A 14,041-nucleotide genomic window follows, 5' to 3' on the forward strand; every position below is an offset into this window, starting at 1 on the left:
GGTCGAGGAGCGCGCGCCGCAGGCGCACGCGTCACGAGACCGACAAGAGCGAATCAGGCGAAGGCGACGACCAGCTCGACCTCGACGGGCGCGCCGAGCGGCAGCTCCGCGACCCCGACGGCGCTCCGCGCGTGGATCCCGGCGTCCCCGAAGATCTCGCCCAGCACGTCGCTCGCCCCGTTGACGACGCCCGGCTGCCCTTGGAACCCCTCGGCCGAGGCGACGAATCCGACGACCTTGACGACGCGCGTGATGCGGTCGAGCGACCCGATCTCTGCGTCGATCGCTGCGAGCGCGTTCAGCGCGCACTGGCGCGCATCGAGTGCCGCATCCTCGGCCGACACCTCGGCACCGACCTTGCCGGTGCGCGGCATCGCGCCGTCGACCATCGGCAGCTGGCCAGAGGTGTAGACGAAGCCGCCGGCCGAGACCGCCGGCACGTAGGAGGCCACGGGCGGCACCACGGCCGGCAGCGCGAGGCCGAGCTCTGCCAGGCGATCCGCCACGCTCATGCCTGCTCCCCCGACTCGACGGGGCGCTTCAGGAACGCGACCATGCCGCCCTCGGGCCCGTTGGCGACGTGCACGAGTTCCCAGCCGTCGCTGCCCCAGGTGTTGAGGATGGCGGTCTCGCGGTGGATGAGGAGCGGCGTGGTCGCGTACTCCCAGGTGGTCTTCGGCATCGTCGGTCGTCCCCTGCGTCATAGGTTGTTCGCGTACCCTCGTATGCTATGGCCGCCACACGACACAAGCCGGGAAGCCTGCTCGGCTCGCTCCTCGGGCTCATCGGTTTCTCCGCGATCGCCGGGATCCTCGTCTCCGCGACGCTGACGCCCGCGCTCGCCGTCGCCTCGAGCACGGCCAACAGCGGCCTCGACCTCTTCGAGAGCCTGCCCTCCTACGCGGAGATCAACCAGCAGGCGGAGCGCAACCGCATCTACGGCGTGCGCGACGGCCAGCCGGTGGAGATCGCGCAGTTCTACGCGCAGGACCGCCAGGTGCTCCAGTGGGGCGACGTGCCCTCGAACGCGGTGAACGCGCTCATCTCCGGCGAGGATCGCCGCTACTACACGCACGGCGGCGTCGACGCGCCATCGGTCGTGCGCGCTGGCATGTCGCAGCTCGGCTTCGGCAGCGACTCGGGTGCCTCGACGCTGACGATGCAGCTCGTGCGCATGCAGATCGCGATCGACGCCTGCCTCTCGGACGACGAGGAGTCGCAGGCCGTCTGCGCCGCGCAATACACCGAGTCCTACCAGCGCAAGCTCGCCGAGATGCGGCTCGCGATCGGCCTCGAGCAGCAGTACACGAAGAACGAGATCGTGCTGGCGTACCTCAACATCGCGAACTTCGGCGGCAACATCTACGGCATCGAGTCGGGTGCGCAGCGCCTGTTCGGCAAGCCGGCGTCAGAGCTCACCGTCGCGGAATCCGCGGCGCTGATCGCGACGGTGCAGAACCCGTCGATCCGCAGGCTCGACAACCCCGAGAACTGGGAGCGCAACCAGGAGCGCCGCGACTTCATCATCAACCGGATGGCGGACGACGGCCACATCACCGCCGAGGAGCGCGATGAGGCCCTCGCGACCCCGGTGGACGAGAACTTCGTGAGCGTCCAGGCGCCGAACAACGGCTGCATCACCGGCTACGACTCCGCCCGCTTCTTCTGCGACTACGTGCAGCGCGTGCTGAACGTCGACACCGTCGACGGCAACCACATCCTCGGAGCGACTCCGGAGGACAACCAGCGGGCCCTCCGCCAGGGCGGCTACAGCATCTACACCTCGATCGACCTGAACCTGAACGACGCCGTGCAGGCGACGGTCGACAGCCTCGCTCCGAACGACGAGACCCGCTGGGAGTCCGGCGCCGCCGTGACCCAGCTCGAGGTCGGCACGGGCCGCATCCTGACGATGGTGCAGAACAAGGACTACGACAACCGGACCGAGCACGCCTCGACAGGCACCGCGGTGAACTTCAACGCCGACGCACGGCACGGCACCTCCGGCGGCTTCCAGCCCGGCTCAGGCTTCAAGATCTTCACCCTCGCGCAGTGGATCATCGACGGCCGCTCCGTCAACGAGCAGGTCGACGCGACCGTCGAGAAGTGGGAGAACGGCGACTTCACCGCGACGTGCGACCCGGGCGTGACCGCCATCGGCGAGTGGGAGCCCCAGAACAACGAGGGCAACGAGTACTCGCGCATGACGCCGACGGAGATCATGGTGAACTCCGTCAACACCGGCACGCTGCGCATGGCGAGCGAGCTCGACCTCTGCGACGTGATGGCCACCGCCGAGCGCATGGGCATCGAGCGCGCAGACGGGGGCGAGCTGACGCCCAACCCGTCCGGCGTCATCGGCGGTTCGTGGAACACCACGCCGATGGCGATGGCGGAGGCCTTCGCCACCATCGCGAACGGCGGCGTGCACTGCGAGCCGATCGCCATCGACCGCATCGTCGCGCGCGACGGTTCAGAGGTCGCCCCTCCCGGGCAGGACTGCAACCAGGCGATCACGCCGGAGGTCGCCTCAGTGATGCAGCTCGTGCTCGAAGAGGTGACGCAGCGCAACCCGCTCAACAACCCGCCAGGCACGACCCCGGTCATCTCGAAGACCGGAACCTCGAACGAGGTCGTCCAGACCTGGGTGAACGGGGCGAGCCCGACGGTCGCGACCTCGGTCTGGGTGGGCAACATCAAGGGAAACGCGAACCTCGCCGAGCGGGATCGCTGGAACGTGCGCTCGTCGATCTTCTCCGCAGCCATGACGGAGGCGATCAACCGCTACCCCGGTGGTCAGTTCCTCACCCCCGACCAGGACACGCTGCGCGGCGACGCGGTCGAGCTGCCCGACGTCTCGGGCCTGAGCGTCGCGGATGCCCAGGCCACGCTCGAAGCCGCTGGCTACACCGTGCAGGTGGCCGACCCGATCGAGGGCCTGCAGGGCGAGGGCGTCGTGGAGTACACGGCACCGGGCGCCGGCTCGCTCGTGGCCTCGCAGACGCCGATCATCATCTACCCCTCGAACGGTGGGCTCGGGGCGGGCGCCGAGGAGGCGCCGACCGAGACGGAGGCGCCCGGTGCCGCTGCCTGGCCCGACCTCGTGGGGCAGGCGATCGGGGATGCGCGAGCGGCGGTCGGCAGCGCCGGCTTCGATCCCGAGCTGATCCAGATCACCTGGCAGGATCACGGCGAGCCGAACCTGTGCACCGTGCTCGCGCAGAATCCGGAGCCTGGCGCCCCCGGCGGGCCGACCGATCCGATCTCGGTCGTCGTCGGCACGAACGCCAGCGGAGGCGACCCTGGCTGCTAGCCCCAGAGCGCTCGGCGCGGTGGTCGGCGGCGTCCTCGCCGCGGGCGCCGCCGTCGCTGCCTACGCGACCGCCATCGAGCCGCGCGCCTTCCGCATCCGCACCGAGGAGCTGCGCGTGCTGCCCGCAGGCGCGCGACCGATCACGGTGCTGCACCTGGCCGACATCCACCTCGCACCGTGGCAGTCGGGCAAGCTCGACTGGCTCGAGGGCCTGACGACGCTCGAGCCCGACCTGGTCGTCAACACCGGTGACAGCCTCGGGCATGCGGCCGCGCTGCCGGCGCTCGCGGATGCCCTCCGCGTCTTCCGCGGCGTGCCCGGTTTCTTCGTGCACGGCTCCAACGACGTCTTCGGCCCGCAGCTCAAGAATCCGCTGCGCTACTTCGGCGGCCCCTCGCAGCACACCGGCGGCGACACGGCCGAGCGGCTCGACACCGCTGGCCTGGAGCGCGCCTACGAGGAGCTCGGCTGGCTGAGCCTCAACAACACGGCGCGCGCCGTCGAGGTGCGCGGCACGACCGTCGCCGGCTTCGGGGTCGCTGACCCCCACCGCGACTGGGATCGCCTGGACGAGACCGAGGCCGCGATCTCCCGGATGCGCAAGTCGCTCGGCGACGGGCCGCGCGTGACCCTCGGCGTCACCCACGCGCCCTACCGACGCATCCTCGACGCCTTCGTCGACCTGGGGGCGGATGCGATCCTCGCCGGTCACACGCACGGCGGCCAGGTGCGGGTGCCGGGTGGGCACGCCATCGTCACCAACTGCGACATCCCGCGCGATCAAGCCTCTGGGCTCAGCACCTGGGTGCACGACGGTCGCGCGGTGCCGCTGAACGTGTCGCAGGGCATCGGCTCGTCGATCTACGCGCCCTTCCGCCTCGGGACTCCCCCGGAGGCCGTCGTCGTGTCGCTGCGAGCCCGCGACATCAGGTAGACTGGTGCGGTTGCTCAGCGGGGTCTCGACCCGGCAGGCAGCATCGGGGTGTGGCGCAGCTTGGTAGCGCGCGTCGTTCGGGACGACGAGGTCGCAGGTTCAAATCCTGTCACCCCGACAGATGGCAGAAGGCCCTCGCCAGTAGGCGGGGGCCTTCGCGCATCCGTCGAGGTGGCTCAGGTGCCCAGCCGCCCACCGGACTCCTGCAGGTAGCAGGTGGCGCAGAGCGACTCGTAGGTGACTGCCTCGCCATCGATGGCGACCTGATCGCCGTCGAAGACGAATCCGCCCGCGATCTTGCGACCGTTGAACATGGCCTTACGCCCGCACCGGCAGATCGTCTTGAGCTCCTCGAGCGAGTGCGCGAGCTCGAGCAGCCGTGCCGAGCCCGGGAAGGCGTGCGTCAGGAAGTCGGTGCGGATGCCGTAGGCGATCACCGGGACGCCGCGCTCCACCGCGATGCGCAGCAGCTGGTCGACCTGCACGGGCGCCAGGAACTGCGCCTCGTCGAGGAGCAGGCAGGCGACGGGTTCCTCGCGCTGCGCTGCAGCAGCTGCGAAGGCCTCCTCGGCCGACTCGTCGACGGCGATCAGGAAGTCGACCTGCCGCGTGACACCGAGGCGCGAGACGATGTCGCGCTCGCCCTTGGTGTCGGTCGCGGGCTTCGCGAGCAGCACGCGCTGGCCGCGCTCCTCGTAGTTGAAGGCCGCTTGCAGCAGGCCGGTGGACTTGCCGGAGTTCATCGCGCCGTAGCGGAAGTACAGCTTCGCCAACGCTAGAGGATCCCGTCTTCCTCTGCCCGGTTGATGAGCTGCGAGCGCTTGCTCGCAGGGCGATCGAGCGCCGCGTACTTCGCGCGCACGCGCCGCAGGAACGTCTTCGCCGTCTCGTAGCCCACGCCCATCTCGGCGGCGACCTGCACGGTGGTGAGGCCCTGCACGTAGTGCGCGAGCGCCCGGCGCTCACCGGAGGAGAGGCGCGGGCGACGCTCGACCTCGGGGAGCTGCCGCGAGGTGCGCCGGTGCGCATGGCGCGCTGCGCCGATGCGCTCGGCGACCGCAGATGGGCTCTCGGTCAGCGGCACGACAGTCGCACCCGTGGCGGCCAGCGCCTCGCGCAGATCGTCGTCGACATCAGCGTGCACGACCACCAGAGCGCCGGCCGCGGCCGCGGTCTGCGCGTGCGCGAACAGTGCGCGGCCGGGTTCCTCCGCCAGCACCACGATGTCGCCGGGGAAACCGCTCTCGACGACGAGGTCGGTGAAGCGTGGAGCGACGGCGCCGAGGGTGAGCGATCGATCGGCCGCGATCGCATCGCGGAGCTCGGCGCCCAGCGTGCCGCTCGCGACCACGCTCACCGAGCGCGGTGCCCCTGTCGTGGCCTCCATCTCGGTCGCGGGCATCATGGCCGCCTCAGACCTTCACGGTGGCTGCGACGTCGAGCGCGGGGGCACCCGACGTCTCCACGAGTCGCAGGGTGCGCGCGGTGCGCTCGAGCGCTGCGCGCGCAGCCTCGGGATCGTCGTTCAGCTTCGTGCCGTAGCTCGGGATCAGCTCGCGGAGCGTCTCGCTCCACACCGGCATCTTCTCGGGGAAGCAGCGCTCGAAGAGGGTGAGCATGACGTGCACGGCCGTCGATGCGCCCGGCGATGCTCCCAGCAGACCTGCGATGGTGCCGTCGGCGCCGGTGACGAGCTCGGTGCCGAACTGCAGCACGCCACCCTTCTCCGCGTCCTTCTTCATCACCTGCACGCGCTGGCCTGCGACGATGAGGCGCCAGTCCTCGTCCTTCGCGTCGGGCATGAACTCGCGCAGCGCGTCGAGGCGCTGCTGCCGGGAGGCGAAGACCTCGCCGAACAGGTAGCTCACGAGATCCAGGTTCGCGAGCCCGGCCCGCGCCATCGGCCAGATGTTGTGACCCTTGATGGTCTCGAACATGTCGGTGTAGCTGCCGGTCTTCAGGTACTTCGGGCTCCAGCCCGCGTAGGGGCCGAAGAGCAGGCTGGCCTCGCCGTCGACCACGCGCGTGTCGAGGTGCGGCACGGACATCGGCGGGGCGCCCACGCTGGCCTTGCCGTAGACCTTCGCGGTGTGGCGCGCGACGACCTCCGGGTTGTCGGTGCGCAGGAAGGCGCCGGAGATCGGGAAGCCTGCGAAGCCCTTGGCCTCTGGGATGCGCGCCTTCTGCAGCAGCTTGAGCGCACCGCCGCCCGCACCGACGAAGACGAAGCGCGCGTTCACCTCGAACTTCGCCTGGCCGACCTCGCGACGCAGCTTGATGCGCCAGTCGCCCGCTGGCAGCCGCTTCAGGCCGGTCACCGTGACGTCGGTGCTGAGCGCGGCGCCGTCGTCCTGCAGCTTGCCGATCAGCATGCGCGTCAGCGCGCCGAAGTCGACGTCGGTGCCGTCGGTCGAGCGGGTCGCAGCGATGCGCTGCGACTTCTTGCGACCGGGGATCAGTGTGGGGGCCCAGGAGCGGATGACCTCCGCGTCCTCCGAGTACTCCATGCCGGCGAAGAGCGGCTCGTCCTTGAGCAGCTCCCAGCGGCGGCGGAGGTAGTCGACGTTGTCGTCGCCCCACACGAAGGTCATGTGCGGCGTGGGCGAGATGAAGCCCTTGGGATCGGGCAGCGTGCCGTCCTCGACGAACGATGCCCAGAGCTGCCGCGAGAGCTGGAACTGCTCGTTGATGTCGACGGCCTTCGCGGTCGTCATCGAGCCGTCCTTGCCCTCGGGCATGTAGTTGAGCTCGCACAGCGCCGCATGGCCTGTGCCCGCGTTGTTCCAGGGGTTCGACGACTCGAGCCCGACCTCCGAGAGGCGCTCGAAGATGGCGATCGACCACGTCGGCTCGAGCCGGTGCAGGAGGGCTCCGAGCGTGGCGCTCATGATCCCTCCACCGATGAGGGCTACGTCGATGGTCTTGGTCACGCCCCCGATTCTAGAACAAGGGTCAAGAACCCCGGGACGCTATCCCCAGTCGACCGCTCTACCATTGCCCGCGATCGGCGGCGCTGCTGCCGATCACCGACGAGAGGGAGCACCATGGGAATCCTGGATGACGCCAAGGGCAAGCTCGGCGACGCCGCCGGCTGGGTCAAGGATCGTGCCGACCAGATCGGCGATCAGGCGCACGGCGCCGGCCATTCGATCGGCGAGCGCGCCGCCGACGCGAAGCACTGGGTCGAGTCGCGCATCAGCTCCGGCGAGACCGAGGAGAAGCCCACCTTCGAGCGCACCGGCGGCGGCGGCGACTTCGCCCACGCGTCGGCGGATGCGTCCGACGAGGCGGCTGCGGACGCCCCGATCGTGGCAGGCGTCGACGGGCACGGCGTGGACGCGCCGAGCCTCGACGGATCCGGCGTCGAAGCGTCCGACAGCGACGCGCACCGCACCGACTCCGACGCCCCGACCGCCTGATCTGCCGAGGGCGGCCCCGCGCTCGGCGGGGCCGCCCTCAGCCGAGGCGTTCTGCGACGAGCTCTGCCAGCTGCACGGCGTTCAGCGCCGCGCCCTTGCGCAGGTTGTCGTTCGAGACGAAGAGCACGAGGCCCTTGCCGGGCTCGGCCGACTGGTCGGCGCGGATGCGCCCCACCAGCGAGGGATCCGCACCGGCGGCCTGCAGCGGGGTGGGCACGTCGACGAGCGCGACGCCCGGCGCCTGCGCCAGCAGCTCGCGGGCGGCCTCCGGGCTCAGATCGCGCTCGAACTCGGCGTGGATCGCCAGCGAGTGGCCGGAGAAGACCGGCACGCGCACGCAGGTGCCCGCCACGCGAAGCTCTGGCCGCTGCAGGATCTTGCGCGACTCGTTGCGCAGCTTCTGCTCCTCGTCGGTCTCGCCCGTGCCGTCGTCGACGATGGAGCCGGCGAGCGGCAGCACGTTGTGCGCGATCGTCTGCGTGTAGACGGCGGGCGCGGGGAAGTCGACGGCGCCGCCATCGTGCGCGAGGCGCTCGGGGTGCTGCGATGCGGCCTGCTCGAGCTGGCCGCGCAGCTCCTCGACGCCCGCGAGCCCCGAGCCGGAGACCGCCTGATAGGTCGTCACGACCAGGCGCACGAGACCGGATGCCACGTCGAGCGGCTTCAGCACGGGCATCGCGGCCATCGTGGTGCAGTTCGGGTTGGCGATGATGCCCTTGACCGCACCGCCGATCGCGTGCGGGTTCACCTCGGAGACCACGAGCGGCACGTCGGGATCCATGCGCCAGGCCGACGAGTTGTCGATGACGATGACACCCGCCTCTGCGAACCTCGGCGCCAGGCGCTTCGAGGTCGCGCCGCCGGCGGAGAAGATCGCGACGTCGAGCCCGGCGGGATCTGCCTCCTCGGCATCCTCGACGGTGATGCGCTGGCCCCGGAAGTCGAGCGCCGTGCCGGCCGAGCGCGCGGAGGCGAAGAGCCGCAGCTGCTCGATGGCCACGTCGCGCTCGGCGAGCAGGCGCAGCACGACGCCACCGACCTGGCCGGTCGCGCCGACGACGCCGAGCCTGATCGGCCTCGCCTGACCGGCCTCGGCCTGCAGCTGGCGGATCATCGGCCCGTCCCGGCGTGCACGACGGCCTGCTCGGCCGCGTCGAGGTCGAATGCCGAGTGCACGACGCGCACGGCGTCGATGAGCTGGTCGGCGCGCGTGACCACCGAGATGCGGATCTCGGACGTCGAGATCATCTCGATGTTGATGTCCGCTTCTGACAGCGCGCGGAACAGCCGCGCAGAGACGCCCGCGTTCGTGCGCATGCCCGCGCCGACGAGCGCGAGCTTGCCGATCTGGTCGTCGTAGTGCAGCTGCTCGAAGCCGGCGTCCTCGCGGTGCGCCTCGAGGGCGTCGAGGACGGTGCCGGCCTCCTCCTTCGGCAGGGTGAAGGAGATGTCGGTGCGGCCGGTGGTGGCCGCCGAGACGTTCTGCACGATCATGTCGATGTTGGCGCCGGTCTCGGCGACGATCGTGAAGATCCGGGCGGCGACGCCGGGCACGTCGGGCGTGCCGACGACCGTGACCTTGGCCTCTGACAGGTCGTGGGCGACGCCCACGATCATCGGCTCTTCCATTTGGGACCCTGCTCTCTCTGGGTCGTACACGATGGTGCCCTCGTCGTTGGTGAACGACGAGCGCACGTGAAGGGTGACGCCGTGGCGACGGGCGTACTCGACGCTGCGGATGTGCAGCACCTTCGCCCCGCCGGCGGCGAGCTCGAGCATCTCCTCGCTGGTGATACGAGGGATGCGGCGCGCCAGCGGGACGACGCGGGGGTCGGCGGAGAAGACCCCGTCGACGTCGGTGTAGATCTCGCACACGTCTGCGTCGAGGGCTGCGGCGAGCGCGACGGCGGAGGTGTCGGATCCGCCGCGACCGAGGGTGGTGATGTCGCCGGTCACCTTGTTGAAGCCGGCGAAGCCCTGCACGATCGCGATCTGGCCGCGGTCGAGGGCATCGCGCACGCGTCCGGGCGCCACGGAGACGATGCGGGCGGACCCGTGCCTGTCGTCGGTCAGCATGCCCGCCTGGCTGCCGGTGAAGGAGACGGCCTCCGCGCCCTGCGACTTGATCGCCATCGCGAGCAGCGCCATGGAGATGCGCTCCCCGGCGGTGAGCAGCATGTCGAGCTCGCGGCCGTGCGCCGGCAGGGTCGGCACCACCTGGTGCGCGAGGTCGAGCAGCTCGTCGGTGGTGTCGCCCATGGCGGAGACGACGACGACGACCGAGTGGCCGCGCTTGCGGGTCTCGACGATCCGCTTGGCGACGCGCTTGATCCCCTCGGCGTCGCCCACACTGGACCCGCCGTACTTCTGCACGATGAGGCTCACGTCGCTCCTCTGCACCCCTGGACCTTCCAAGTCTAGGCTTCAGCCCCGGCGCCGCCGGTCATGCGGCCCCTAGTGCTCGACGGTGCGACGCCCCTCGAACGCTCGCCCGAGCGTCATCTCATCGGCGAACTCCAGGTCGCCGCCGACGGGCAGCCCGCTCGCGAGCCGCGAGATGCGCACGCCCATCGGCAGCAGCGAGCGGATCAGGTAGGTCGCCGTCGCCTCGCCCTCGACGTTGGGGTCGGTGGCGATGATGACCTCGTCGATCGCCGCGTCCTGCAGGCGCGTCATGAGCGAGGCGACCCGCAGCTGGTCGGGCCCGATGCCCTGCATGGGGTTCAGGGCGCCGCCGAGCACGTGGTAGAGCCCGCGGTACTCGCGGGTGCGCTCGATCGCGACGACGTCCTTCGCCTCCTCGACGACGCAGATGGTCGTCGGCACGCGGCGCGGATCGCGGCAGATGGAGCACCGCTCCTGCTCGCCGATGTTGCCGCAGACGACGCAGAAGCGCACCCGCTGCCGCACGGTCTGCAGGATGGTCGCGAGCCTGTCGACGTCGAAGGTCTCGGTCTGGATGATGTGGAACGCGATGCGCTGCGCCGACTTCGGGCCGACCCCGGGCAGGCGGCCGAGCTCGTCGATCAGATCCTGGACGATGCCGTCGTACATGTCAGCGCTCCCCTCGCACTCGTGGTCGTTCCTCGATCAGCTCGGCGCCGAGCTCCTCGCGCACGACCGCCTCGCCGTAGCGAGCCGCCTGCGACGCCGAGAGCGCCGGCTCGGGCGCCGGTGCCGCCTTCGCGAGCTCGCTGAGCGAGGGCCCGGTCGGCACGGGCGCGCTGGCCGGGGCCTCCGCGCGCGCCGGCACCGTCGGCGCAGGCGCGTCAGGGGCGGAGACGAACGAGAACGGGTCGGGCTCCGGCTCGTCCGGCAGCGGCTGCTCGGGCAGGTCCTCCGGCGGAGCCTCTGCGTCGCTCGGGATCGCGGCCACCGCCCAACCGACGACCGGAGCTGCTGCCCCGTCGGCCGCGGGCGGTGTGGCCGCGGGCGCAGCGTCGGATGCGCGAGCCTGCGCGGGCGGGTCGGCCCGCCTCGCGCTCGTGGCCGCCGGCCCTGTCGCGGCCACCGTGGGCTGGCTGGGTGACGCGGTGTCGGCTGGCTGCTGGCTCGGCGGGACCGCGTCGATCGACGGCTGGCTCGGCGGGACCGTGTCGATCGGCTGCTGGCTGGCTGCGTCGCCAGCTCGATGCTCGTCGTCGGGCGCGGACGGCTGGCCGACGGCGGCGGGCGCGCGGCTCGACTGCCTGGTGCGCGGCACGTACTTCACCTCGATGCCGAGCAGCTCCTTGATGGCCGTGCGCAGCAGGTCGGCGACCGTCGGCTTCGCCCCGTGCGCCTCGCGGAAGCGCTGCACGTCGGCATCCGACTGGAAGCCGAGCAGCAGGACGTCGCCGTCCTTCAGGTCGATGGGCGTCGTGTTCGAGACCAGCATCCAGGCGGTGCGGTGGTGGTCGGCGAGCTTCTGGAGCACTTCGTCCCAGCTGTCGCGCAGCTGCTTGAAGGTGATCGGGGCGGCGGGCGCCACCATGAGCTGCTCACCGGCGGGCTCGAAGGTCGGAGCGATCGGCGCGGCCTCTGCGGACTCGTCCTCGACGGGCGCGGCCTCTGCGGGCTCGTCCTCGACGGGCACCGCCTCTGCGGGCACGACCTCGACGGGGGCCACCACCGCGGGCGCGCTCTGCGCGGTCGCGGCCTCGACGGGGGCCACCGCTGCGGGCGCGGGCGCAGCAGGCGCAGCCTTCGCCGGCGGGCCAGCCGGTGCGGGCGCGCCGTCGAGGCGCTGCTCGATCCGCTCGACGCGCGCCAGCGTGCCGACCTCGACGTCGCCCGACTCCGGCACGAGCAGCCGCGCTGCCATGAGCTCGAGGTGCAGGCGCGGGCTCGTCGCACCCGCCATGTCGGTGAGCGATCGCGCGACGATGTCGGCGGCGCGCGAGAGCTCGGCGGCGCCGAAGCCGCCCGCCTGCTCCACGAGCGTCGCCAGCTCGTCCTCTGGCACGCCGTGCAGGATCGCCGCCGGGTCGCTCGCCGCGTGCGCGACGATGAGGTCGCGGAGCCGCTCGAGCAGGTCCTCGACGAAGCGACGCGGATCCTGGCCCGTCTGCACCACGCGGTCGATCGACGCGAACAGCCTCGACGCATCCGCCGCAGACAGCGCGCCGATGATGTCGTCGAGCAGCTCGCCGTGGGTGAAGCCGAGCAGCGCGACCGCGCTCTCGTAGGTGACCCGCGCCTCGGAGCCCGCGATGAGCTGGTCGAGCAGGCTGAGGGTGTCGCGCGCCGAGCCGCCGCCCGCCCGCACCACGAGCGGCAGCACGCCGGGGTCGACCTCGACGCCCTCCTCGACGCACAGGCGCTGCACGTACTCCAGCATCGGCGCCGGCGCGATGAGGCGGAAGGGGTAGTGATGCGTGCGCGAGCGGATCGTGCCGATCACCTTCTCGGGCTCGGTCGTCGCGAAGATGAACTTGATGTGCTCCGGCGGCTCCTCGACGATCTTCAGCAGCGCGTTGAAGCCACCGGAGGTCACCATGTGCGCCTCGTCGATGATGAAGACCTTGTAGCGGTCGCGGCTGGGTGCGAAGGTCGCGCGCTCGCGCAGGTCGCGGGCGTCGTCGACGCCGCCGTGGCTCGCCGCGTCGATCTCGACCACGTCGAGCGAGCCGCCGCCGTCGCGGCCCAGCTCGACGCACGAGTCGCAGGTGCCGCAGGGCTCCGGCGTCGGGCCCGCGGCGCAGTTCAGGCAGCGCGCCAGGATGCGGGCGCTGGTCGTCTTGCCGCAGCCTCGCGGACCGGAGAAGAGGTAGGCGTGGTTGACGCGGTCGGCGCGCAGAGCCGTGCGCAGCGGATCGGTCACGTGCGCCTGCCCGATGAGCTCGGCGAACGACTCCGGCCGATACCGGCGGTACAGGGCTGCGACCATGGGCTCCAGGCTACTTGGCACCGGTGACACCGGGCGACGGCCCTCCCCGACGAGAAGGACTCCCCGCGCACCCGCCAGAGCCCGGTTGCCCTTGCTTCGTCTCCGACCTGGGGGAGTTGGCCTGGATGGCGCCACGCGGGGAGCCGCCTCCATCGTACCCAACGCTGGCGCTCCACGCGAAGCGGGCCCCTGTAGCGTTGCCGCATGCGCTTCCTCGCCGACTCGACCGGCCCCTTCGACCTCGCGTTCGGGCTGCCGCTGCACGCCCTCGCCGTGCACGTCCCGGTCGTGCTGCTGCCGCTGGGGGCGATCGGCGTGCTGCTGGCGCTGCTCGTGCCGCGCTGGCGCGCCTCGCTCGCGTGGCCGGTGGTCGCCGTGCTCGGCATCGCCACCGTCGGCGCGCTCGTCGCGAAGCTCTCCGGCGAGGCGCTCGCGCAGCGCGTCGGCTCCCCCGGCCAGCACGAGCAGCTGGGCAACTGGGTGCTCATCGTCAGCGCGCTGCTGTTCGCCGCGACGCTCGCATGGTGGCTGTGGCAGGGCAAGGCCGACCGACGCAACCGCTCGACCGGCGTCATGGGCCTGATCGCCGGAACCGTGCTCGCCACCGTCGCGGTCGGCGCGATCATCGTCGCCGTGCTCACGGGGCACACCGGCGCCACCGCGGTCTGGGAGGACCGCATCGGAGCCGGCCAGTCCGAGGCGCCGCTGGAGCCCGGGGCTGCAGCGGAGGACACGCCCGCACCGTCGTCGAGCAGTGACGGCACGACGCAGATCGGGCTCTCCGAGGTCGCGCAGCACGACGACGCCGCATCGTGCTGGGTCGCGATCGAGGGCACCGTCTACGACGTCACCGAGTGGGTGACGCAGCATCCCGGCGGCCCCGACCGCATCCTCGGCATCTGCGGCACCGATGCGACCGACGCCTTCGGTGCGCAGCACGGCGGACAGGCGCTGCCCACCGAGCAGCTCACCCGCTTCGCGATCGGCGAGCTCGCAGAGCGCTGACC

The 14,041-nt window shown here is 71.4% G+C and carries 13 protein-coding genes, 1 tRNA gene and 1 other RNA gene; 5 read left to right on the forward strand and 10 right to left on the reverse strand.

Translation table 11 applies throughout. The annotated features are described in order from the left end of the window. Positions 1–53: 53 nt before the first annotated feature. The gene (locus BQ6202_RS09815; RefSeq protein ID WP_072314290.1) at positions 54–512 is read right to left on the reverse strand and encodes a RidA family protein; all 459 of its coding nucleotides are present in this window, start codon (positions 510–512) and stop codon (positions 54–56) included. Then, positions 509–682 carry a Sp36 family protein gene (locus tag BQ6202_RS15015; RefSeq protein WP_200792244.1) on the reverse strand — a complete coding sequence of 58 codons (174 nt, stop codon included), beginning with the start codon at positions 680–682 and terminating at the stop codon, positions 509–511. Before BQ6202_RS15015 ends, BQ6202_RS09815 begins: the two co-directional genes overlap by 4 nt. 48 nt (positions 683–730) lie before the next feature. Here BQ6202_RS15015 and BQ6202_RS09820 point away from each other — a divergent pair, with 48 nt between their 5' ends. The 3 genes from BQ6202_RS09820 (at position 731) to BQ6202_RS09830 (ending at position 4,365) form a co-directional block, all read left to right on the forward strand. Next, positions 731–3,313: a transglycosylase domain-containing protein gene (locus BQ6202_RS09820; protein WP_072314291.1), complete on the forward strand. Its 2,583-nt coding sequence runs from the start codon at positions 731–733 to the stop codon at positions 3,311–3,313. Positions 3,314–3,332: 19 nt separating this feature from the next. Further along, positions 3,333–4,247, forward strand: coding sequence for a metallophosphoesterase (locus tag BQ6202_RS09825; protein ID WP_234946185.1), 915 nt, complete (start codon positions 3,333–3,335; stop codon positions 4,245–4,247). A gap of 44 nt (positions 4,248–4,291) precedes the next feature. Beyond that, positions 4,292–4,365 (forward strand) — tRNA-Pro (locus BQ6202_RS09830). Between the two features lie 58 nt (positions 4,366–4,423). On the opposite strand, the gene BQ6202_RS09835 is transcribed toward BQ6202_RS09830, so the two are convergent. Genes BQ6202_RS09835 through BQ6202_RS09845 form a run of 3 tightly spaced genes read right to left on the reverse strand, consistent with a single transcriptional unit; the run spans position 4,424 to position 7,177 of the window. After that, complete coding sequence (locus tag BQ6202_RS09835) at positions 4,424–5,020, reverse strand: thymidine kinase (RefSeq protein WP_072314293.1); 597 nt, start codon at positions 5,018–5,020, stop codon at positions 4,424–4,426. Positions 5,021–5,022: 2 nt separating this feature from the next. Continuing rightward, entirely contained in the window at positions 5,023–5,649 is a 627-nt protein-coding gene (locus tag BQ6202_RS09840) for a helix-turn-helix transcriptional regulator (protein ID WP_072314294.1), read from the reverse strand. A gap of 10 nt (positions 5,650–5,659) precedes the next feature. Further along, positions 5,660–7,177 carry a malate:quinone oxidoreductase gene (locus tag BQ6202_RS09845; RefSeq protein WP_072314295.1) on the reverse strand — a complete coding sequence of 506 codons (1,518 nt, stop codon included), beginning with the start codon at positions 7,175–7,177 and terminating at the stop codon, positions 5,660–5,662. Positions 7,178–7,291: 114 nt separating this feature from the next. Between BQ6202_RS09845 and BQ6202_RS09850 the strand changes: the two genes are divergently transcribed. Beyond that, a complete protein-coding gene (locus BQ6202_RS09850) occupies positions 7,292–7,666 on the forward strand; it encodes a hypothetical protein (protein ID WP_072314296.1) in 375 nt (124 codons plus the stop codon). A gap of 37 nt (positions 7,667–7,703) precedes the next feature. Here the strand turns inward: BQ6202_RS09850 and BQ6202_RS09855 are convergent, their stop codons facing one another. The 5 genes from BQ6202_RS09855 to ffs all read right to left on the reverse strand — a co-directional run bounded on the left by BQ6202_RS09855 (position 7,704) and on the right by ffs (position 13,182). Next, positions 7,704–8,780 (reverse strand): aspartate-semialdehyde dehydrogenase, encoded by a 1,077-nt coding sequence (locus tag BQ6202_RS09855; RefSeq protein ID WP_072314297.1) that lies wholly within the window; start codon positions 8,778–8,780, stop codon positions 7,704–7,706. Continuing rightward, positions 8,777–10,051 (reverse strand): aspartate kinase, encoded by a 1,275-nt coding sequence (locus BQ6202_RS09860; protein WP_072314298.1) that lies wholly within the window; start codon positions 10,049–10,051, stop codon positions 8,777–8,779. Before BQ6202_RS09860 ends, BQ6202_RS09855 begins: the two co-directional genes overlap by 4 nt. Positions 10,052–10,120: 69 nt before the next feature. Continuing rightward, positions 10,121–10,720, reverse strand: a complete 600-nt coding sequence (gene recR / locus BQ6202_RS09865; protein WP_072314299.1) for a recombination mediator RecR — start codon at positions 10,718–10,720, stop codon at positions 10,121–10,123. 1 nt (position 10,721) lies between these two features. After that, on the reverse strand, positions 10,722–13,034 hold the full coding sequence (locus BQ6202_RS09870; protein WP_072314300.1) for a DNA polymerase III subunit gamma and tau: 2,313 nt from the start codon (positions 13,032–13,034) through the stop codon (positions 10,722–10,724). Positions 13,035–13,085: 51 nt separating this feature from the next. After that, positions 13,086–13,182: signal recognition particle sRNA small type (gene ffs / locus BQ6202_RS09875), an RNA gene on the reverse strand. 56 nt (positions 13,183–13,238) lie between these two features. On the opposite strand from ffs, the gene BQ6202_RS09880 reads away from it, so the two are divergent. Next, positions 13,239–14,039 carry a cytochrome b5-like heme/steroid binding domain-containing protein gene (locus BQ6202_RS09880; protein ID WP_072314301.1) on the forward strand — a complete coding sequence of 267 codons (801 nt, stop codon included), beginning with the start codon at positions 13,239–13,241 and terminating at the stop codon, positions 14,037–14,039. Positions 14,040–14,041: the final 2 nt, after the last annotated feature.

The organism is Agrococcus sp. Marseille-P2731 (genome assembly GCF_900117395.1).
Classification (GTDB): domain Bacteria; phylum Actinomycetota; class Actinomycetes; order Actinomycetales; family Microbacteriaceae; genus Agrococcus.